We start from the raw sequence: 18,793 nt of genomic DNA, 5'->3' as shown, positions 1-18,793 counted from the left end.
GGGCTTCGTCTGCGTCTCACGTTCAGAATGGTTTTCCGCCCCATCATGACGATCCGCTCTCCCGTTATTCTGCAAGTTTTGCCAGCTCTCACCACGGGTGGCTTGGAACGGGGGGCGATTGAAATTGCCGCAGCGATTACGCAGGCAGGCGGAAAAGCCATCGTTGCTTCAAAAACAGGCCCTCTCCTGGTGCAGCTTCGCCATGCAGGCACCATGCATGTACCGCTGGATCTTAAATCGAAGTCGCCATTCGCGGTTCGCCGGCGAGCCCGTGATCTTCAGAAACTGATCCGGGAGCAGAAGGTCGATCTGGTGCATGCCCGATCTCGGATTCCGTCATGGTCGGCATGGCTTGCCTGTCGCCGGGAGAAGATCCCTTTCGTGACAACATGGCATGGCGTTCACGAGGCTGGATGGTGGGGCAAAAAACTCTACAATTCAGTATTGGCACGCGGCACAAGAGTGATTGCAATCTCGCAGTATATTGCGGGGCGTCTGTCTGGGCAGTACGGCGTTGAAGCAGATCGCCTTCGGACTATTCCGCGCGGCGCCGATCCACTTCTTTTTGACCCGGCTGCCATTTCAGGAGAGCGAATTCAGAAACTCGCTGAAGCCTGGACCATCCCCTATGGCGCACATGTCATTCTGATGCCTGCCCGTCTGACGGCGTGGAAGGGGCAGCGTGTTCTGGTCGAGGCACTGGCTCTTCTAAAGCAGATGGTGCCTGAACCCTGGATCTGTGTTCTGGCCGGACCGGAGACGGATCGAAAATTTGCACACTCCCTTGGAAACCGTGTGAAGGCACTCGGACTGGAAGAGCATGTCCGGTTTGTCGGAACCTGTCAGGACATGCCCGCAGCCTGTGCGCTGGCAACGGTTGTGGTCGCGCCTTCCTTGCGGCCAGAACCCTTTGGGCGCACTTTGGTCGAAGCACAGATGATGGGAAAGCCTGTGATCGGAACGGCGCAGGGGGCTATGATGGAAACGGTTCTTCCCGGTCAGACCGGTCTTGTGGTACCGCCGAACATCCCTCAAGCCCTTGCAGAAGCACTCGCTGCCACGTTGTCGATGGACGATGAGACACGGGCTTACCTTGCAGAGAATGCCCGACAGCATGCTTTGCAGAATTATACGATCCAGCAGATGCAGTCTGCGACGCTCGGTGTATATGACGAGTTGCTTGGAACGCACCTTCGAGCGTCTTTCGATGGACAAACACATGACACCTGACAGCCCTGAAACCGACAAACAACCCGTTCACCTGACAGACAAAGCCAAGGCCGCCCGGGATGCCCGTGCGGAACGAGAGGCAAAAGCCCTGCGCGCCAACCTGCTGCGTCGCAAACAGCAACAGCGTCTCCGCCCGGAAACGCCACCGACGCCTTCAGAAAGCTGAAACCAGAGTGACACGCCGTTTGCCGACCCCAACCCCGCAGGAACTGGCTCTGACGGGTGTCACAGCCCTTTGGGGTGGAACGTTCCTTGTGCTTCATCTGGCGATGCAGCATAGCGGACCGCTGTTTTTTGTGGGGGTGCGCTTCCTGATGGCTGCTGCGATGGTGGCGTGTCTGGCAGGAAAGAAGATGGCTGGTCTGACCCGAAAGGAGGTCCGTTCGGGGCTTGTCATCGGGATCGCACTTTCAATCGGTTATGTGCTCCAGAGTGCTGGTCTTCAACATCTCAGCAGCAGCCGTTCTGCCTTTATTACGGCGTTGTATGTGCCTCTGGTGCCGCTCTTCCAGTGGGTGCTTCTGCGTAAACCGCCTCACATCATGAGCTGGCTGGGCATCATTCTGGCTTTCGGAGGGCTTGTCGCTTTGGCTGGCCCTGCGGCTCTGAGTCTGACTTTTACACATGGTGATCTCCTGACCGTGCTGGCTGCCTGTGCCATCGCCCTGGAAATTGTCCTGATCAGTCTGTTTGCCCAAGGCGTGGACAGTCGGCGAATCACGGTCTGCCAGCTTGTGGGGGGAGGGCTGTTTGCTCTGCTGCTCATGCCGGTCATGGGAGAGCATGTTCCCGCTTTCTCGTGGATCTGGGTTGTGTGTGCCGCAGTTCTGGGGAGTCTGAGTGCTCTGGTGCAGCTTGTCATGAACTGGGCGCAGAAATCTGTTCCGCCCTCAAAAGCAGCAATCATCTATGCTGGTGAGCCTGTCTGGGGCGGTCTTGTTGGCTGGATTGCAGGGGATCATCTGCCCGGTACTACACTTCTGGGGGCGGCTCTTATCGTGTGTGGTGTTCTCGCCAGTGAAATGAGGCCGCGCTGGCTTGTCAGAAAGCAACAGCACCTCACGGAAAATGGCTGAACCGACACATTGCGTGATCGGGCTGCTATCGCTAGAGCAGACCGGTCCCCACGCGTAGGAGTGAATGCGTCCATGCCGATCATGCCTGATACCTGGATCCGCCAGATGGCCAAAGAGCACGGCATGATCGAACCGTTTGTGGAGAACCAGAAACGGGAAGGTGTCATTTCCTATGGTTTGTCCTCCTATGGGTATGATGCGCGCGTTGCTGAAGACTTTAAAATCTTCACCGATGTCGACAGCGCCATCGTGGACCCGAAGAATTTTGCAGCGAACAGTTTCGTAACGCGGACGGGAGACATCACGATTCCCCCGAACAGTTTTGCGCTCGCACATACGGTGGAATACTTTCGCATCCCGCGGGACACGCTGGTTGTCTGCCTCGGCAAGTCCACCTATGCCCGCTGCGGCATCATCGTAAACGTCACGCCGCTGGAGCCGGAGTGGGAGGGGCAGGTCACCATCGAGATCAGCAACACTACGCCGCTGCCAGCCCGCATCTACGCTAATGAAGGCATCTGCCAGTTTCTGTTCTTCCAGGGCGCAAGCCCCTGTGAAGTCAGCTACGCGGATCGTGCCGGTAAATACATGCGCCAGTCCGGCGTAACGACGCCTCGCCTGTAAGGAGCGCATAGTCATGGATCGTTTCATCATTCGCGGCGGTCGTCGCCTTGTCGGCGAAATCGAGATCGGCGGTGCAAAGAACTCCGGCCTGAAACTCATGGTTGCTGGCCTGCTGACGGCCGAGCGTCTCGTGCTGTCCAACGTGCCGCAGATTGCCGACATCAAGACGATGCGCGACCTGCTGACGCGTCTGGGCATTGCCGTTGACGACGCCGGGCCCCGTACGCTCTCCATCGGCGGCGAAATCGCATCTGTCGAAGCGCCTTATGACGTTGTCTCCAAGATGCGGGCCTCCATTCTCGTGCTTGGTCCGCTGCTGGCCCGTGCGCGTGAAGCCAAGGTGTCCCTGCCGGGCGGTTGCGCCATCGGAACGCGCCCTGTGGACATGCATCTCAAGGGGCTTGAGACGCTGGGTGCCGAGATTCGTCTGGAGAACGGCTATATCAATGCCAGTGCTCCGAACGGTCTCAAAGGCGACCGGATTGTTCTGCCGTTTGCCAGTGTGGGTGCGACAGAAAACCTGCTCATGGCTTCCACGCTGGCCAAGGGCCGCACAGAGATCGTGAACGCTGCGCGGGAACCGGAAATTACCGATCTGGTGAACTGCCTGAACGCGATGGGGGCAAAGATCACGGGCTCCGGGTCCGGCACGCTGATCATTGAAGGTGTTGAAGCGCTTCACGGTGCGAACTATGCCGTCATGCCAGACCGTATCGAGTGCGGCACCTATGCCTGTGCTGCAGGCATCACGGGAGGCGATCTGCTGCTCGTTGGTGGCCGTGCCGATGATCTTGGTGCTGTTATCCGCACGCTGGAAGAAACTGGCGTGGACGTGACGGAAGAGGAGCGCGGTCTGCGGGTACGTCGCACGGGCCGTCTTCAGGGCGTGGATATCATGACCGAGCCGTATCCTGGCTTCCCGACGGATATGCAGGCCCAGTTCATGGCCATGCTGTCTGTGGCTGAAGGCGCGTCCATGATTACGGAAACGATCTTCGAGAACCGCTTCATGCACGTTCCTGAGCTGAACCGTATGGGTGCGCGGATCAATCCGCATGGCCGTTCAGCCATCATTCGTGGTGTGGAAAAGCTGTCAGGTGCGCCGGTCATGGCAACCGATCTGCGAGCGTCTTTCTCCCTGATCCTCGCAGGTCTGGCAGCAGAAGGGGAAACCCAACTCAGCCGTATCTATCATTTGGATCGTGGCTATGAAGGTGTGGATCGAAAGCTTGCTGCCTGTGGTGCCGATATCGAACGTGTTTCGGACTAACACTTTGTCTGCATGGTTTTGAAAGAAGGCCGTTCCTGATTGGGAGCGGCCTTTTTTTGTGTTCGACGTGGTTTCGTAGCGTAGCAAACACCTTTCATGATGAAACGCTTTCCGCTGGTCATGCGTAGTATCTGTAACCAGATCGTTATTCATCCCACATTCGACGACGGCCAAAGGTAAAGGCACCCCTGGTGGAAAGTGTCCCGGCTCGGAATGTGGCGTCTCAAAAGGAATGAAACGTGACAATCCCGACGCTTACCCTGAACGACGGCACGACGTTTCCGGCCATCACGTTTGGAACATACAAGCTGAATGGTGCAGCTGGTGTTGAGGCGATGAAAAGTGCCCTGAGCGTTGGCTATGACGCGCTTGACAGTGCGTTCAACTATGAAAACGAAGGCGCTGTCGGTCGTGCTGCACGGGATAGTGGGCGGGATCGCAAGGATCTGCGGATCGCCTCAAAGCTACCCGGTCGACACCATGCGTATGACGAGGCCTTGGCGACCATCGAAGAGTCCCTGTATCGCGCGCAACTCGACTATTACGACCTGTATTACATCCACTGGCCAAACCCGAAGCAGGGCAAATATGTGGAAGCGTGGAAAGCCCTGATTGAGGCCAAAAAGCGTGGTCAGATCCGCTCTATTGCCGTGTGCAACTTCCTACCAGAGCATCTGGAACGGCTTGAAGCCGAAACGGGTGTATTGCCTTCCATCAACCAGATCGAACTTCATCCGTATTTCCCGCAGGATGAAATGCGGAAATGGAACCAGGATCATGGGATCCTGACGCAGGCCTGGAGCCCTTTGGGACGAGCCAGTGATCTGCTGACCAATCCACTTTTGGAAAAGATTGCGAAGAGGGTTGGAAAGGGTGTCGGTCAGGTCATCCTGCGCTGGCATCATCAGCTTGGGTCGGTGCCGATCCCAAAGTCTGCAACGCCTGAGCGGCAGATCGAAAACATGTCGATTTTTGACTTCACTTTAACGGACGAGGATATGGCAATCATTGCCACACTCGCCCGTCCGGACGGACGTCTGAAGAATCAGGACCCGGCAGTTTACGAAGAGTTCTAAGAAAAGGGGGCTTCCGAAAGCGGACGCCCCCTTTTTCCGTTTTATCCGCGTGTCAGAGCCCGCTGAAACAGGGCATTTGTCCAGTTCATGGCCTGCAAAAACAGGGCAGCGTCAAAACGGGGAGCGCCGTCCCGCAGGAAGGCATGCTGTCCGTTGACTTCATGCCATTCTAGGTCTGCCCCAACTTCTTCCAGCCGGTCTCGGATTATGCGTCGGCCTGCATAAGGAACATGAGGGTCAGATTGCCCCCAGACCATCATCAGTTCACCCTTGATGTCCGCGGCGCGAGCCAGAGAATCATCGGACTTTCCGGCGCCAAGCGTCGCAGAGTGCAGGTCTGTCGCGTAGAAGCAGGCCGTAGCGCGTACGTCAGGATGCAGCGCTGCACGATACGCCAGATGGCCCCCAAGACAGACTCCGAAAGCCCCGATGGACCCGGTGCACAGGGGATTGTTCTGTAACCATGCAATGATTGCTGCTGTGTCGCTATCGAAAGCAGAAACCGGCTTGGTATATTTCAGGTCATTGCCTCGGTCTGTCCCTTCCTTGTCATAGGCAAGGGCCGTCCCAGCGGGTTCATACTCATGATAAACTTCAGGAATGGCAACGATATAACCCTGACCCGCGATCATTGCGCCCAGCCGTTCAATGGGTGCGGTGACCTGATAAATTTCCGAATACAGGATGACAGCCGGGAAGCGCTCTTCCTGAACGGGGCGGAACACATGAACCCGCATAGAACCAGTTGGCGTCTGAAGATCGACTGTTTCGTCAGTTTTGATAATCATGCGGCAATCCTGGCTCGGAAAATAACTTGGAAAATCATGACCTGCGGCCCCGTGGTCAGACAGCAGGTCATGGTCTGCTCAGCGTGGAGAAATAACGTCTACCAGCGTCTCTGCGGTTCGACGATCCTGAAGGCTGATGCGCATTTCAACAAAAAGACGTACGAACTCAGGATTATCAGTCAGACCCCAGCCAGCGAAGACGCTCATATCAAGTGCCTTGGCAGGGTCTGAAGAGCCAGCCAGCGCACGGTCTTCCTTGCTGAGACGCGGCTCCGTAACCGGGAACTCCGTTCCCTTGTCATCAAAGCCACCGAGGTAAGTGCAGTAGCAGGCCAGCAGGAAGGCAATGCGGCGCATATCGCCATTGTCCTGCACGACTGTTTCTGCTGTCGGGCGCACAAAGACCGGCAGCTTTGATGTGCTGTCCGAGGCAATCCGCAGAAGCTGGTCGCTAACGGCCTTGTTGCGGAAACGTTGGAGCAGTAGAGCGCCATATTCCGGCAGGCTCATTCCTGGAGGTGCGTTGAGTTGTGGCTCGGAATCAAAACCAAGAAACTGCTGCAACAGGCGGAAGAGATTTTCGTCCTCCATGGCTTCACTGACGAAGCGATATCCCATCAGTACGGCCGGGAGGGCCAGCATGGAATGGGATGCGTTGAGCATCCGGAGCTTAACCTGCTCGTAAGGCTCGACGTTGTCCGTGAAAAGGACGCCAACATTTTCCCATGCCGGCCGGCCCTCGGGGAACTTGTCTTCCACGACCCACTGGATGAAGTCTTCGCAGAAGAGAGGGGCACGGTCTTCAATACCGCTTTCCCGATTAAGGCGCTCGATGTCTGCCGGACCGACAGCCGGTGTGATGCGGTCCACCATGCAGGACGGGAACGCGACATTCCGGGAAATCCAGTCTGCCAGTTCGTCGTCTTTCAGCCGGGCAAAAGACAGAACGGCGCGACGGGCGATTTCACCGTTGGACGGAACATTGTCACAGGACAGGATCGTGAACGCATTCACACCCGCTTCGCGGCGGAGGCGTAGAGCCTCTGTCAGAAGACCGAAGACACTTTCCGGCACATCGCGCTTGAGATCAGCGGCGATGGCGGGATGATCGGTCATGAAATGACCGGCCTCATCCATGTAGTAACCGCCTTCCGTGATCGTCATGGTGACGATGCGGATGGCGGGATCGGTCAGGCGCTTCAGCGCTGCGGCACGATCTGCGGGGGCGTGAATATATTCCACAAGCGACTTCACGACCCGCACCACGTCCGGTCGGCCTGCCGGACATTCACGGAGCGTATAAAGTCCGCTTTGAGCTTGTAGAGCTTCGGCTTTCTGCACCTCGGAGGGCACGTCCATCAGACCAATGCCGACGATGCCCCAGTTTTCCTGACCGGGAAGAGCCAATGCGCGATCTGTATAGACAGCCTGATGCGCGCGATGGAAATTGCCGACACTGAGGTGCGCAATCCCCGCAGTCACCTTCTGGCGATCATAAGGGGAGGTAAGAATGGTCTCTGGAAGATGAGCCAGAGTTTCCGAAGTCAGTTTCATGATGGTTCTTCCGAACGAAAGGCCCATCCCTTTTAAGAAGATGAAGTGATGAGGAAACTCTTTTTATTGAATATGAATTTTTTCTAATAATTCTCTCCATGTCGAGAGAGCAATCTGAAAACCAATACTACTCAAATGGTGCCTCTGATACATGCGGCATCGAAACGAATCCCGGAAGCGCTTCCACACCGTCAAGCCATTTGCGGATATTTGGATAAGGCTGGAGAGAAATCCCTCCCTCAGGCGCGCGGGCCGTGTAAGCATAACAGGCCAGATCGGCGAGTGTTGGTTGATTCCCTGCCAGATAAGAATGCCTGGTGAGTTCTCCTTCCATGAAAGGAAGGAGCTTCTCAGCCTTGGTCTGAGCCGGACCAATCTCTTCAGGGCGTTTCCAGATCGTTGCTGCTCTTGCCATTGCCGGGCCGTAGCGCAGTTCGCCAGCGGCGATCGAGAACCATTTCTGGACATGAGCGGCACCCAGCGGGTCTTCCGGAAGCCAGTGACTGCCAGGCGCATAGGTCTTCGCCAGATAGACAAGAATAGCGTTGCTATCCGTAAGGATGATCTCTCCATCTTCAAAAACAGGAATTTGTCCAAGCGGATTGAGGCGGAGAACTTCCGGAGACTGCATGCTGGCTTCAACGAACGTGTAGTCCAGTTTCAGGATCGACAGAAAGAGTCTGACACGATGCACATGACCGGAGAGCGAAATTCCATAGAGGCGTCTGGTCATGGTCTTCTCCTGAATTCTGATGCGCTTTTCCGAGTGTGACCATCATGACTGATCAGCGCAACGGCTCTATGGTCCAATCCCCTTTTTCAGGAGAGATTAGTGTGAGTGCGCCCATCCATCGTCTGACCACGGAAGATCTTCTGCCAACAGTGGAATCTGTCGTATCTTCGGAACCGGACATGATTGCCAACATGGCCAATATCGCGGCTTTGTTGTTCGAAGCGCTGCCGGACATCAACTGGTCCGGCTTCTATCTGTGGAAGGAAGACCAGCTTGTGCTCGGTCCTTTTCAGGGACGGCTGGCCTGCACGCGTATCCCGTTGGGAAAAGGCGTCTGCGGGACGGTCGCCGCACAGAAGACCACGCTTGTCGTTCCAGACGTTCATGCGTTTCCCGGCCATATCGCCTGCGACGCGGCTTCAGAATCCGAAATCGTCATTCCGGTTTTGAAGGAGGGTGCACTTATTGGAGTTCTGGATATCGACAGCCCGATCAAGAACCGCTTTCAGGACGCAGACCGTATTTTGCTGGAAAAGATTGTCAGCGCCCTCGAAAAGACGCTGACAGTCTGATCTTTCAAGCGGGGACGTTTTCGCGCAGATGGCTCATCAGTTCGGAAACGTCTTCCACAACGGTGAAAAGGGAAAGCGTGTTCGCGGAGGCAAACCCCTGTTCGACGGCATCGGTCAGGGTGCGGACCAGGGACTTCGCCCAGCCGCCGATATTGACGATGTAGATCGGGTCCTGATGCAGGCCGAGCTGTTTCCAGGTCAGGATTTCCATCAGTTCATCGAACGTGCCGAATCCGCCTGGAATGATGGCATACGCGTCAGACAACTCGAACATGCGGGCTTTGCGGCTGTGCATGTTTGGGGTCACTTCAAGCGCTGTGACGCCCTTATGCATCACTTCCCGGTCGTGCAGGAAGCCGGGAATAACACCGATGACTTCGCCGCCCGCAGTCAGCGCCGCATCCGCGACCGTTCCCATAAGACCGACATGACCGCCGCCGTAAATCAGTTTGATTCCATTCTGAGCCAACGCTTTCCCGAGTTCGGATGCACCTTCAGCATAAACAGGGGAGTTGCCAAAGCGGGAGCCGCAGAAAACAGCGCAGGAACGGATGGTCATGAAAGGCAGATCCTGTAGACAAGCGGACAGAACGCTCAGACGGCAGGCTTTCGCCCGAGCGAACGGCTGATGAGCACACCGACCAGACAACACACCGCAGTCGTGCCGAACATGGTCTTGTAGCCAGCAAACTCGATGACTTGCCCGAGCACAAGACCTGAACACGCAATCGCCAGATCAATGAAGATCGAATAGGCCCCCAGAGCGGCTCCCCGGTTCTGCGGTCCTGCGCTGTTAACGGCCAGAACACCCAGCGCCGGAAAGAGCAGCGAGAAGCCGGCACCCGTCAGTGCAGCGCCGATAAGCGCTGCTCCCTGAGACGGGAAAATGGCCAGACAGGCCAGTCCCGCCGCCTCGATCAACAGCGAGACAATCGCGACAAACACACCACCGCGTCGGGCAATCTGGGAGGCAAAGAAGAATCGGATGACGACGAAGACGATGCCGAAGACGGACAGGGCCGTTGCTGCACCTTCCCAGTGAAGAACTGCATAATAAAGCGCGAGGAAAGAGGAAATGGCCCCGAATCCGATAGATCCCGCTGCGAGGGCCATACCATGTGGCAGAACCAGTCGAAGTGCATGACTGAAGGGAAGAGGCTTGTCATTCGTGGCAACTGGCTTCACGCCTTTATAGAAGCCAATTAATGCCAGACCGATGAGCGGTAGAATGGCAGACAAAATGCCAACCGAGACAATCCCGCCATAAGGGGTCGGTAACAGCGATAGCTTGGCGCCAATCGGTGCGCCAAGGGCAATGCCACCGTAGGAACAAATTCCGTTCCAGGAGATGGCAATGGCTGTATTTTCAGCCCCGACCCGGCGGATATTCCAGACAATCACGCCAGTCGCGGCCCAGCTTTCGGCCCAGCCGAGAAACAGGCGGCTGAGAAGGAGGATACCGAGAGACAGGGCTGGAATCTCTCTTGCCCATCCCGCTCCAAACATGAGCAAACCGGAAACGAAACAGGTGATCAGACCGCCAAGAACAACCGGTTTGGGGCCGATATTATCCACCAGCCGTCCGGCAGAGGGGCGGGCGGCAAACGTCGCCAGATATTGCAGGGAAAACGCCATACCCGCGATTGCTGTACTGTAGCCAAGGGTATGATGGACGAAGATCGTCAGAACGGCATTGGGAAGCCCGATGACGATGTAGACCAGAAGGTTGAAGAGGACGACGGTAAGAACTCGCTTCGTCGGTGAACTCACCGGCGTTTCTTCCGCAGTCATGTCTTCAATCTCCTATTCTATTAAGTAACCAAATGGTTACGTCATTTCAGACATAAGACAGTCTGGACCATTCGTCACGGTGAATGGACCCCTCAGGTCCAAAAAACAACATTATGTGATCCTGCGAGCCTCTGTGCCCGCAGGATGCGCGCCTTAAAGCATGCTTTGCAGACGGCTGGAAACCGCAGAACAGACTTTCTGACGAAGGGGTTCGGCAAGAGACGACAGAGAGTACTGCTGCGAGGTATTGGTCTGGTTGCTGATTGCCTGAAGGATACCCTGTTGGCCTGCGCTATAGGCAGAACTGTTCGTTACGCCCGGCTGCTGGCTGACCGTGGATAAAAGGCCCGAGGCAGCACCGTCAGATGTCAGGTTGTTCGTGACGCAGTAATTCAGAACACCGGCAAGATTGCTGGACGAGGTTGAAGACAGGTTAGGCAGACCCAGCGCACCTGTGAGGCCGTCTGTCAGTCGCGACGCGGTGGTCTGGGCCGCCGCCGTAGCAGCAGCAGTTGCGGCGGCCTGGGTTTCCGGGTTTTGAGCTGCCGAAGTGCCAGAGGCACATCCCCCTAAAGACAAAGCCGCAACGGTGGCCAGAGCGCCAGCGGAGAGGAGAGCAGGCAAACGGAACGGAACCATGAATTTTCAACTCCTGTCAGAACAGCCAGCAGGCGCATTTTGCCCCTGACTTCGGCGTAACAACGTTCAAAACAAGGAAAGTGAGCGAAAAGTCTCGGGATTTTTAGGAGGTTCCTCTGAGGGATGGTCAAACAGAAGCTGCATTTGTGGAGCAGGCGTGCTCCCCGTGGCCGCCGAGCCAGAAAGGCTGGAAAGAGTGAGCCCCAATAGCCGGACGCCTGTCTGAAGAGGAAAAAGCGGTGCAAACAGGGAGTGCCCGGTTTCGCTCAGACATGCTTCGGACGTTATGGGAGCGGGAAGGGTTCGTGCACGGGTAATCTGCCGAAAATTGGCGTATTTGACCTTCAGGGTGACGGTCCGACCCGTGAGTTGCTTTCGCTGAACCTGAAGCCAGAGTTTTGTAGCGATCAGACCCAGAGCTGATTCGGCTTCGTCTTTCTTTTGCAGATCAGTCAGATAGGTCTGTTCCGTTCCAAGCGATTTGCGCTCACGGTTTACGACGACGGGTCGCTCGTCGATGCCCCGGGAAATACCATAATAGAATGGCGCAGATTTGCCGAAGTGCCGCATCAGGGCCGGAAGATCTAACTTCCGAAGGTCGGCACCGGTTTCAATCCCCAATGCTCGCATTTTTTGCGCTGTGGCCGGCCCGATTCCATGAAACTGGTCGACCGTCAGCCCCGCTACAAAATCTGGCCCCATGCCCGGCGTAATAACAAAGAGCCCATCAGGTTTTCGGTAGTCGGAGGCCAGTTTGGCCAAAAATCGATTATAGGACACGCCTGCCGAAGCCGTCAGTCCGGTTTCCTTGCGGATGTCTGCCCGGATTCTTTCGGCCACCAGCGTCGCTGAACCATAGGCACCAAGATAATCTGTCAAATCCAGATAGGCTTCATCCAGGGACAGCGGCTGGATCAGGGGCGTATAGCGCGCGAAGATGTCATGAATCTGTGCGGAGACGGCGCGGTATACATCAAAACGTCCGGGCACGAAGACAAGGTCGGGGCAGAGTCGCTTGGCTTTCAGCGACGGCATGGCTGAGCGCACGCCAAAAGGGCGCGCCTCGTAGCTGGCAGCCGCGACAACACCGCGTGCCTCTCCGCGGCCGACCGCAAGGGGGCGACCTCGTAAGGACGGGTTATCTCGCTGTTCGACAGACGCGTAAAAAGCGTCCATGTCGATATGCACGATCCGGCGGGACTCCATCCTTATAGTGTCGCCGATCACCAGGAACGAAACAAGATCGGATCAGCCTCATGAGCATTGAAGACGCCCGTACCGCCGCCGGATTCCAGACCGTTTCGACCCGTCTTGCCTACAGCAATCCATGGACGGCTGTGCGTGAAGACATCATCATTCACCCCAGCGGCAAAAAGGGCCTTTACGGCATTGTTGAGCGGGGAGAGTTCGTTGTGATTCTGCCCATGCACGCTGATGGCCGCGTGACGCTGATCCAGCAGTTCCGCTATCCGGTTGGAGAGCGTTTGCTCGAACTCCCCATGGGCATGTGGGAGACGAAAGAGAACGTCGATCCTGTAGAACTGGCTCTGGGAGAACTCCGGGAAGAAACCGGCCTGCGTGCTGGCGAGATGATCCACGCGGGCACGATGTATCAGGGCGCGGGGTATTCCAACCAGAAAGGGCACGTCTTTCTGGCGCGCAATCTTACCCGTGGGGAGACCGAGCTTGAAGAGACCGAGCAGGACATCACGACGCAGGATATGACACTGGCGGAGTTCGAAGCCCTGATCGCCCGTGGCGAACTGAAATGCATGGTGTCCCTGGCAGCCTTCGCGCTGATCCGCGCGAAGGGCCTGATCTGAAAACTGCTTTCAGATCACGGTCTCAAGGAACACGACCGTCGAGCCGCCGCCTTCAACCAGCGTCTTGATGGCCTGATTGAAGACGCGGCCGTGCTCGGTCCCCATATGGGCCTTGAAAGCGTCTTCGTCGCGGTAGGTTTCTTCGACGTGAAAGAAGTCCGGATCGTCTGCCAGTGTGTGAACGACAAATCGCTCGCATCCCGGCTCTGCCCGGACGTCCGCAGCCAGACCGACGAGAAGGTCACGGACTTTCTCACGGCAGCCGGGAAGGGCTTTCATCGTGGCGTACAGGGATTTGGGCATGAGTCTGGATCCGTTTCCAAAAGAATGAAGCGCCAGTGGGCGCGCGTCATCAATGAGCCGCCCGCCCACATCCTTCAAGAGTGGAAAAGTTCAACCTTTTTCGACCAGTTCCTGACACCGCATAAACGAGAGTTTTTCGCGGAAAATGAACAGGACATAATAATCCAGTTCACGGCTGCGGGTTTTCGTGGTGCGTGTGTAGAACGGATACACGTCCAACGGACCTTGAAAGCCTAAAGGCGGCGGCTCTGTTTTGAGAATGCAGTCCACTCTGAAGAGCGGCATGTAGACCGCATCTTCTCCGGGGTTGCGCCGGACGTGCCAGAGATTGCGTCGGAATTTCTTCAGCCGGTCCGGTAACGCAAACACCATGGATTTTTCAATAAAGCCGGGCGGGAAGACATCCGGCCGGTAGTACTGCATGTCGTCCGGCATGTTGCAGAAATAGGGGTGGTCCTGAACAATCATGATCACCCCTTTAAGACATGTCGTCTGGCAGACGAAGGGCTTCAGTCTTCTGAAGGCTTTTCTTCGTTGGCTTTACCGCTGATTTCGTCTGCAGCCCGACGCAGGATCCCCACGACGCGGCGCAGTTCGTCCGCATTCGCCCCACGGCGGGACTTCAGAGCCATTTTCAGAGCCAGACGCGCTTCATGGAAATCCTGACCCAGACTCGGATCGAGGTCATTCACACCACTGAATGCGTCCCGCACTTCCGACATTCGCGCACCGATCCGCGCCAGAATTTCGAGAATGCGAGTCGCCTGTTCCCGATTGGCTTCGTAATGCGTGCGGCCTTCATCCGTCAGACTGTAGAGCTTGCGATTGCCCTCCTGCGTAACGGCTGTCAGGCCAGCTTCCTCCAGATAGGTGAGGGAGGGGTAAATGACGCCGGGGCTTGGCTTGTAAAAGCCGCCTGAGTGCTCTTCGAGGCGCCGAATCAGTTCGTAGCCATGGGCAGGTTGGTCGTGCAGGAGGGCTTCAATGACAATCTGAAGCTCTTCCGCTGTCAGCTTGCGACCGCGACCAAAAGCGTCGTCACCAAAGCCACCGCCAAAACGGCCCGCACCGCCACGGGGTCCGCGGCCGCCGAAAAAGCCACGGCCGCCCCGACTTTCACCACCCCGGCCGCCAAAGCGTCGGCCTTCGTGTCCCCAGCGGAAGCGTTCTTCACCGGACTCCGGGCGATCGCGCATTTTTTCTTCGTCATGTCCTGTTGTTTCGCCACGGACTTTTCCGTCCCTGCGATGCTTGTGTCCACCGAAGCCAAAACCACGGGAGAATCTTGAGAAACCGCGCTCTGCGCGATGAGTGTCATTTCTAAACATTCTATTTTCCTTCATTCGATATGTCGTACGATATAGTATCTTAAGATATATCTACAAGAGATTCGTTTTCAAATACCGGCATCGCCATAGCCGTGAGCTGTTTCCGCTGGTATCCGGCTGAAATGGGTAGCCCGATCTCTTCCCCTCCCGATCCAGAACTGCGCCGGACGTTCCGTGATCTCGTGCCCTGGCGCGCTGCCCTGACAATCGGAGCCATGCTGGTATTCGTGGCCCTGTTGCAGCGTCTGCCAGTTATCCATCATCTTCTGGAGAACGCGCCCCACTGGCACGAGACGCCGTATGCGTCGTTCTGGTTCTTGCTGCTGGCCGTGCCCTATTCCGCCTGTGGTTTGCCGAGGCAGGCTCTTTGCATTGCGGCAGGTCTGGCGTTCGGCGTTTGGGGCGGTCTGGGGCTTTGCTCTCTGGCCTATATGCTGGGGGCTATCGCGGCTTATGGCTGGGCGCGGGCTTTGGCTCCCATAAAATTCCGGCAGAGGTTGCATGACCGGCTGCAAAAGAATTATGCAGCGCTGGCCAGAATTCTTCATCACAAACCGTTCCGCGCAGTCCTGACGTTGCGGCTCATGCCTGTTGGCTCTGCATTGCTGGTGTCTATGGCGGCGGGACTTTTTGAACTTCCAGTCACGGCCTTCGCATTTGCAACCCTTCTCGGGGGGCTGCCCCAGAACCTCGTGTTCGTTCTGGTCGGGGCGGGAACCCGGATTGGTCATGTAGTCCAGCTTGGCCTTGCGGGCGGACTGTTTGTGGTTTCTGGCGTTCTGGGAGCCATGCTACTGCGTCAGGCAGATGAATAAACGTTCAGAACCCAAAGAATTCTGAACGATCAACAGTTCATTCCGTTCGCGAGGAACGGACACTCTCTCCTTTCTTCTGACCATTGCTTTTTCACAGGCAGAAACGAATGACAGAACAGAGCATGGCGTTCCGGCGTGGAGACACCATCCCAGGATGGCTGCCGCTTATGCTGGGCATCTTTACGGCGGTCGGCCCGGTCTCGACGGATATTTACCTGCCAGCCCTTCCCGAGATGGAACGCCAGCTTCACGCCGCTCCAGGGTCGGGCAGTATCACGATGGCGGCCTGGGTCATCGGTCTGGCTATCGGTCAGATCAGTATTGGCCCGATTTCGGACCGCTTTGGTCGTCGGATGCCGCTTCTGATTGGCATGATCGGATATACGATCGGCGAGGTTGGCTGTGCGCTGGCTCCGAACATGACGGTGATGTGCATCTGGCGCGTCTTCTCCGCGCTGATGGCGTCTGCCGGGCTGGTGGTCCCCAATGCCTGCCTTCGGGATCTGACGGAAGGCGATACGGCATCAAAGCTGATGTCCCGCCTGATCGTGGTGCAGGGTGTTGTGCCGATTCTGGCCCCGATGCTGGGGGGATTCGCGCTGAAGTTCGTGGACTGGCGATCCATTTTCTGGGCGACTGCGCTTTATGGTGCCGTCTGTACCGTCATGCTTCTGACCGTCTTCCCGGAGACGCTCGCCAAGCAGGACCGGCGCGACATGATGCCGCTCTCCATCATCGAGCGGTATATCTACATTCTGCGGACTCGCAGTTTCATTACGAACGGGCTGGTCTGGAGCTTTCTGGGTTTCGTGACCTTCACGTATCTGACCGGGGCGCCCGCCCTGTTTGAAGAGCGCTTTGGTATGTCACCGTTTCATTACGGCATGCTGTTCGGGCTGTTTGCCGTCTGCATGATCGGCGCCTCTGCTATCAACGGTCTGGTCGTGGGGAAGGTCAGTACCTCTCACATGCTTTTCAGTGCCTTGGGGATCAGCTTGACAGGAAGTGTCCTGTTTCTGGCGTTGGCCGTGATTTCCGCGGTGGATCTGACATCTGGTGGTCAGCTTCGATCGTTCTTTCTATGGCCGCTCATCATTGCTCTGATCATCACAATGGCGCCAACAGGCATCATTGGACCCAATTCCATGGTTGGCATTCTGTCCGAACAGTCCGAACGTGCAGGTTCGGCTTCTGCACTGGCAGGAACAATGCAGTACCTGTTCGGGGCAGTTGCCAGTGCGCTGTTTGGGCTAATGCCTGCAGGGACGGCTGTTCCGTTTGCAGGCTTTCTGGTCTTTGCCTTCTGTGCGGCAACGTTCTTTGCCCTGTTGAGGCCAAAGCTTCCCCCTTCGGCGTCTTGAGCGGAGTTGAAAGCGATGCAGGTTCTACTGGTTGAAGATGATGTTGCCGTTGCCCTGGTGGTGAAAACGGTTCTGCAGCGTGAAGGCTGGGACGTTCATCAGGTTGAGGACGCGGAAGCTGCCTTGGCGTGGGGCGGATCAGCCGATCTTCTGGTCACGGATTACAATCTGCCCGGCATTCTCAACGGGCTATTGCTCGCCCGGAAACTGCGGGAGCAGAACGCCTTGCTGGCTGTCGTTCTCATGTCGGGAGACTTCGAGGAAGGTCAGTTAATGGGCGAAAGCGTGGCTGTTTTGCCAAAGCCGTTTCGCAGAAACGCCCTTCTGGAGGCCATCGATCAGGCCCGGAATGCAATCCGGGCTTGAGTTGAAGGGGAAGAGTCCCCTACATGGCGCGCTGTTTGTCATGCCCAGAAGAAAGCAGTGCCGCCATGTCGTTCAAGGAACCCCAGCCGCTCAACCTCAAGGACTATATCAGTGAGGTTCCGGATTTCCCGAAGCCGGGGATCCTGTTCTACGACATCTCCACGCTGATCCGTTCCGCCGAAGCTTGGCAGGTTGCTACAGGCCGTCTGGCCCGTATCATTTCTGCATGGCAGCCGGATCTTCTGGCCGGAATCGAAAGCCGCGGCTTCCTGACGGCTGCTCCGCTGGCACAGCGTCTTGGTTGTGGTTTCACCATGCTGCGCAAGCCGGGCAAGCTGCCGGGCAAGACGATTTCCCTGAAATACGGTCTCGAATACGGCGAAGACGAACTGCACATTCAGGCAGACGCCATCAAGCCAGGCCAGCGCATTGTCGTTCTCGATGATCTTCTGGCTACGGGCGGCACTCTTGCAGCCTCGATCGATCTGCTGCGCAAGGCTGGCGCAGAAGTTGTTGGCGCCAGCGTGCTGATCGAACTTGCAGGTCTTAAGGGACGTGACAAACTGGACGTTCCGCTGAACGCACTCATCACTTACGAAGACTGAGGAACACGCATGTCCGGCATTTCTTCCCTGTGGCAGACCCGCTATCGCACTGACGCCCCGAAAGACCTGCCGGACAATCCGGTTCTTGAAACCCTTCTGAAGCACCATTCGGTTCGGGCCTATCTTCCGGATGCGTTGCCTTCCGGAACACTGGAAGCCGGAATCGCGGCGGCCTCTTCGGCGGCAACGTCCAGCAACCTTCAGGTCTGGTCTGTTGTCGCGGTTGAAAATCCCGAGACGCGCGCGAAGCTTGCCGAACTCTGCGGTAACCAGAAGCACATTGAAGTCGCACCTCTGTTTCTGGCTTGGATCGTCGATCTGGCCCGTTTGGAGCGGATTGCAGAGCGTGCTGGAAAGGGCAGCGAAGCGCTGGATTATGAGGAAGTTTTCCTCATGAGCACGCTGGATGTCGGCATCGCCGCCCAGAATGCCGTGACGGCCTTTGAGTCCATGGGCCTTGGCACTGTTTATATTGGCGGTCTGCGGAACCACCCGGAAGATGTTGCCAAGCTGCTCAACCTTCCTCCCAAAACCGTTGCGGTTGTCGGCCTGTGTGTTGGTCGCCCCGATCCGGCCTATCAGAACGGGTACAAGCCCCGTCTCGGTCAGGATGTGGTCGTTCATCGGGAACGGTATGATGCGACGCAGGAACCAGAAGGCATCGCCGCCTATGACCGCGTGGCCGACGCTTACCAGCAGGAGCAGGGTCTTCCATCCCGTGCATGGTCCGGGACTGTTGCGGCTCGCGTGGACAGCTATCGCGGGCTGAGTGGACGGCACGTCATGAAGGACGTTCTGAACCGGATGGGCTTTGCGTTGAAATAACCGGTTTCTGCCTT

General features: G+C 56.9%; 23 protein-coding genes. 13 read left to right on the top strand and 10 right to left on the bottom strand.

From position 1 onward, the window contains the following. The first annotated feature begins 27 nt into the window (after positions 1 to 27). The 6 genes from GJA01_RS08140 to GJA01_RS08120 all read left to right on the top strand — a co-directional run bounded on the left by GJA01_RS08140 (position 28) and on the right by GJA01_RS08120 (position 5,276). Positions 28 to 1,230 (top strand): glycosyltransferase family 4 protein, encoded by a 1,203-nt coding sequence (locus GJA01_RS08140; RefSeq protein ID WP_062504513.1) that lies wholly within the window; start codon positions 28 to 30, stop codon positions 1,228 to 1,230. After that, the gene (locus GJA01_RS15245) at positions 1,220 to 1,396 is read left to right on the top strand and encodes a hypothetical protein (RefSeq protein ID WP_167347208.1); all 177 of its coding nucleotides are present in this window, start codon (positions 1,220 to 1,222) and stop codon (positions 1,394 to 1,396) included. Before GJA01_RS08140 ends, GJA01_RS15245 begins: the two co-directional genes overlap by 11 nt. Positions 1,397 to 1,403: 7 nt before the next feature. Then, complete coding sequence (locus GJA01_RS08135) at positions 1,404 to 2,306, top strand: DMT family transporter (protein WP_062504511.1); 903 nt, start codon at positions 1,404 to 1,406, stop codon at positions 2,304 to 2,306. A 72-nt stretch (positions 2,307 to 2,378) separates the two neighbouring features. Continuing rightward, positions 2,379 to 2,930 (top strand): dCTP deaminase, encoded by a 552-nt coding sequence (gene dcd / locus GJA01_RS08130; RefSeq protein WP_007281748.1) that lies wholly within the window; start codon positions 2,379 to 2,381, stop codon positions 2,928 to 2,930. 13 nt (positions 2,931 to 2,943) lie between these two features. Next, positions 2,944 to 4,200, top strand: coding sequence for a UDP-N-acetylglucosamine 1-carboxyvinyltransferase (gene murA, locus GJA01_RS08125; RefSeq protein WP_061929753.1), 1,257 nt, complete (start codon positions 2,944 to 2,946; stop codon positions 4,198 to 4,200). 239 nt (positions 4,201 to 4,439) lie between these two features. Next, complete coding sequence (locus tag GJA01_RS08120; RefSeq protein WP_062504508.1) at positions 4,440 to 5,276, top strand: aldo/keto reductase; 837 nt, start codon at positions 4,440 to 4,442, stop codon at positions 5,274 to 5,276. 41 nt (positions 5,277 to 5,317) lie between these two features. Here GJA01_RS08120 and GJA01_RS08115 read toward each other — a convergent pair whose 3' ends face one another. From GJA01_RS08115 to GJA01_RS08105, 3 genes are all read right to left on the bottom strand, one after another. Further along, positions 5,318 to 6,064 (bottom strand): dienelactone hydrolase family protein, encoded by a 747-nt coding sequence (locus GJA01_RS08115; protein ID WP_062504507.1) that lies wholly within the window; start codon positions 6,062 to 6,064, stop codon positions 5,318 to 5,320. A gap of 78 nt (positions 6,065 to 6,142) precedes the next feature. Beyond that, positions 6,143 to 7,618 (bottom strand): mannitol dehydrogenase family protein, encoded by a 1,476-nt coding sequence (locus GJA01_RS08110; RefSeq protein ID WP_172794481.1) that lies wholly within the window; start codon positions 7,616 to 7,618, stop codon positions 6,143 to 6,145. A gap of 127 nt (positions 7,619 to 7,745) precedes the next feature. After that, on the bottom strand, positions 7,746 to 8,351 hold the full coding sequence (locus GJA01_RS08105; RefSeq protein WP_062504505.1) for a glutathione S-transferase family protein: 606 nt from the start codon (positions 8,349 to 8,351) through the stop codon (positions 7,746 to 7,748). 44 nt (positions 8,352 to 8,395) lie between these two features. On the opposite strand from GJA01_RS08105, the gene GJA01_RS08100 reads away from it, so the two are divergent. Beyond that, on the top strand, positions 8,396 to 8,923 hold the full coding sequence (locus tag GJA01_RS08100; RefSeq protein WP_062504503.1) for a GAF domain-containing protein: 528 nt from the start codon (positions 8,396 to 8,398) through the stop codon (positions 8,921 to 8,923). A 4-nt stretch (positions 8,924 to 8,927) separates the two neighbouring features. On the opposite strand, the gene GJA01_RS08095 is transcribed toward GJA01_RS08100, so the two are convergent. From GJA01_RS08095 to dinB, 4 genes are all read right to left on the bottom strand, one after another. Continuing rightward, positions 8,928 to 9,482 (bottom strand): LOG family protein, encoded by a 555-nt coding sequence (locus GJA01_RS08095; RefSeq protein WP_010503436.1) that lies wholly within the window; start codon positions 9,480 to 9,482, stop codon positions 8,928 to 8,930. 35 nt (positions 9,483 to 9,517) lie between these two features. Then, positions 9,518 to 10,714 (bottom strand): MFS transporter, encoded by a 1,197-nt coding sequence (locus GJA01_RS08090; RefSeq protein ID WP_062504501.1) that lies wholly within the window; start codon positions 10,712 to 10,714, stop codon positions 9,518 to 9,520. A gap of 153 nt (positions 10,715 to 10,867) precedes the next feature. After that, a complete protein-coding gene (locus GJA01_RS08085) occupies positions 10,868 to 11,353 on the bottom strand; it encodes a DUF2501 domain-containing protein (protein WP_062504499.1) in 486 nt (161 codons plus the stop codon). 66 nt (positions 11,354 to 11,419) lie between these two features. After that, positions 11,420 to 12,559 (bottom strand): DNA polymerase IV, encoded by a 1,140-nt coding sequence (dinB, locus tag GJA01_RS08080; protein ID WP_062504497.1) that lies wholly within the window; start codon positions 12,557 to 12,559, stop codon positions 11,420 to 11,422. A 50-nt stretch (positions 12,560 to 12,609) separates the two neighbouring features. Here dinB and GJA01_RS08075 point away from each other — a divergent pair, with 50 nt between their 5' ends. After that, a complete protein-coding gene (locus tag GJA01_RS08075; RefSeq protein WP_062504495.1) occupies positions 12,610 to 13,176 on the top strand; it encodes an NUDIX domain-containing protein in 567 nt (188 codons plus the stop codon). A 9-nt stretch (positions 13,177 to 13,185) separates the two neighbouring features. Here the strand turns inward: GJA01_RS08075 and GJA01_RS08070 are convergent, their stop codons facing one another. From GJA01_RS08070 to GJA01_RS08060, 3 genes are all read right to left on the bottom strand, one after another. After that, positions 13,186 to 13,479, bottom strand: coding sequence for a putative quinol monooxygenase (locus GJA01_RS08070; protein ID WP_062504577.1), 294 nt, complete (start codon positions 13,477 to 13,479; stop codon positions 13,186 to 13,188). A gap of 90 nt (positions 13,480 to 13,569) precedes the next feature. Further along, on the bottom strand, positions 13,570 to 13,947 hold the full coding sequence (locus GJA01_RS08065) for a hypothetical protein (protein WP_062504492.1): 378 nt from the start codon (positions 13,945 to 13,947) through the stop codon (positions 13,570 to 13,572). Positions 13,948 to 13,988: 41 nt separating this feature from the next. After that, positions 13,989 to 14,807, bottom strand: a complete 819-nt coding sequence (locus GJA01_RS08060; protein ID WP_099282331.1) for a PadR family transcriptional regulator — start codon at positions 14,805 to 14,807, stop codon at positions 13,989 to 13,991. 92 nt (positions 14,808 to 14,899) lie between these two features. Here GJA01_RS08060 and GJA01_RS08055 point away from each other — a divergent pair, with 92 nt between their 5' ends. From GJA01_RS08055 to GJA01_RS08035, 5 genes are all read left to right on the top strand, one after another. Then, positions 14,900 to 15,622 carry a TVP38/TMEM64 family protein gene (locus tag GJA01_RS08055; RefSeq protein WP_253783345.1) on the top strand — a complete coding sequence of 241 codons (723 nt, stop codon included), beginning with the start codon at positions 14,900 to 14,902 and terminating at the stop codon, positions 15,620 to 15,622. Positions 15,623 to 15,729: 107 nt separating this feature from the next. Then, positions 15,730 to 16,983, top strand: a complete 1,254-nt coding sequence (locus tag GJA01_RS08050) for a multidrug effflux MFS transporter (protein ID WP_010503454.1) — start codon at positions 15,730 to 15,732, stop codon at positions 16,981 to 16,983. 15 nt (positions 16,984 to 16,998) lie between these two features. Further along, on the top strand, positions 16,999 to 17,349 hold the full coding sequence (locus tag GJA01_RS08045) for a response regulator (protein WP_010503456.1): 351 nt from the start codon (positions 16,999 to 17,001) through the stop codon (positions 17,347 to 17,349). Between the two features lie 65 nt (positions 17,350 to 17,414). Next, positions 17,415 to 17,954: an adenine phosphoribosyltransferase gene (locus GJA01_RS08040; protein ID WP_023944037.1), complete on the top strand. Its 540-nt coding sequence runs from the start codon at positions 17,415 to 17,417 to the stop codon at positions 17,952 to 17,954. Positions 17,955 to 17,963: 9 nt separating this feature from the next. Next, complete coding sequence (locus tag GJA01_RS08035; protein ID WP_062504490.1) at positions 17,964 to 18,779, top strand: NADPH-dependent oxidoreductase; 816 nt, start codon at positions 17,964 to 17,966, stop codon at positions 18,777 to 18,779. Positions 18,780 to 18,793 lie beyond the last annotated feature (14 nt).

It is taken from the genome of Gluconobacter japonicus, from assembly GCF_002723975.1.
Taxonomy (GTDB): domain Bacteria; phylum Pseudomonadota; class Alphaproteobacteria; order Acetobacterales; family Acetobacteraceae; genus Gluconobacter; species Gluconobacter japonicus.
The sequence above is the reverse complement of the archived record's forward strand: the minus strand, read 5'-3'. Positions and strand labels throughout refer to the sequence as shown.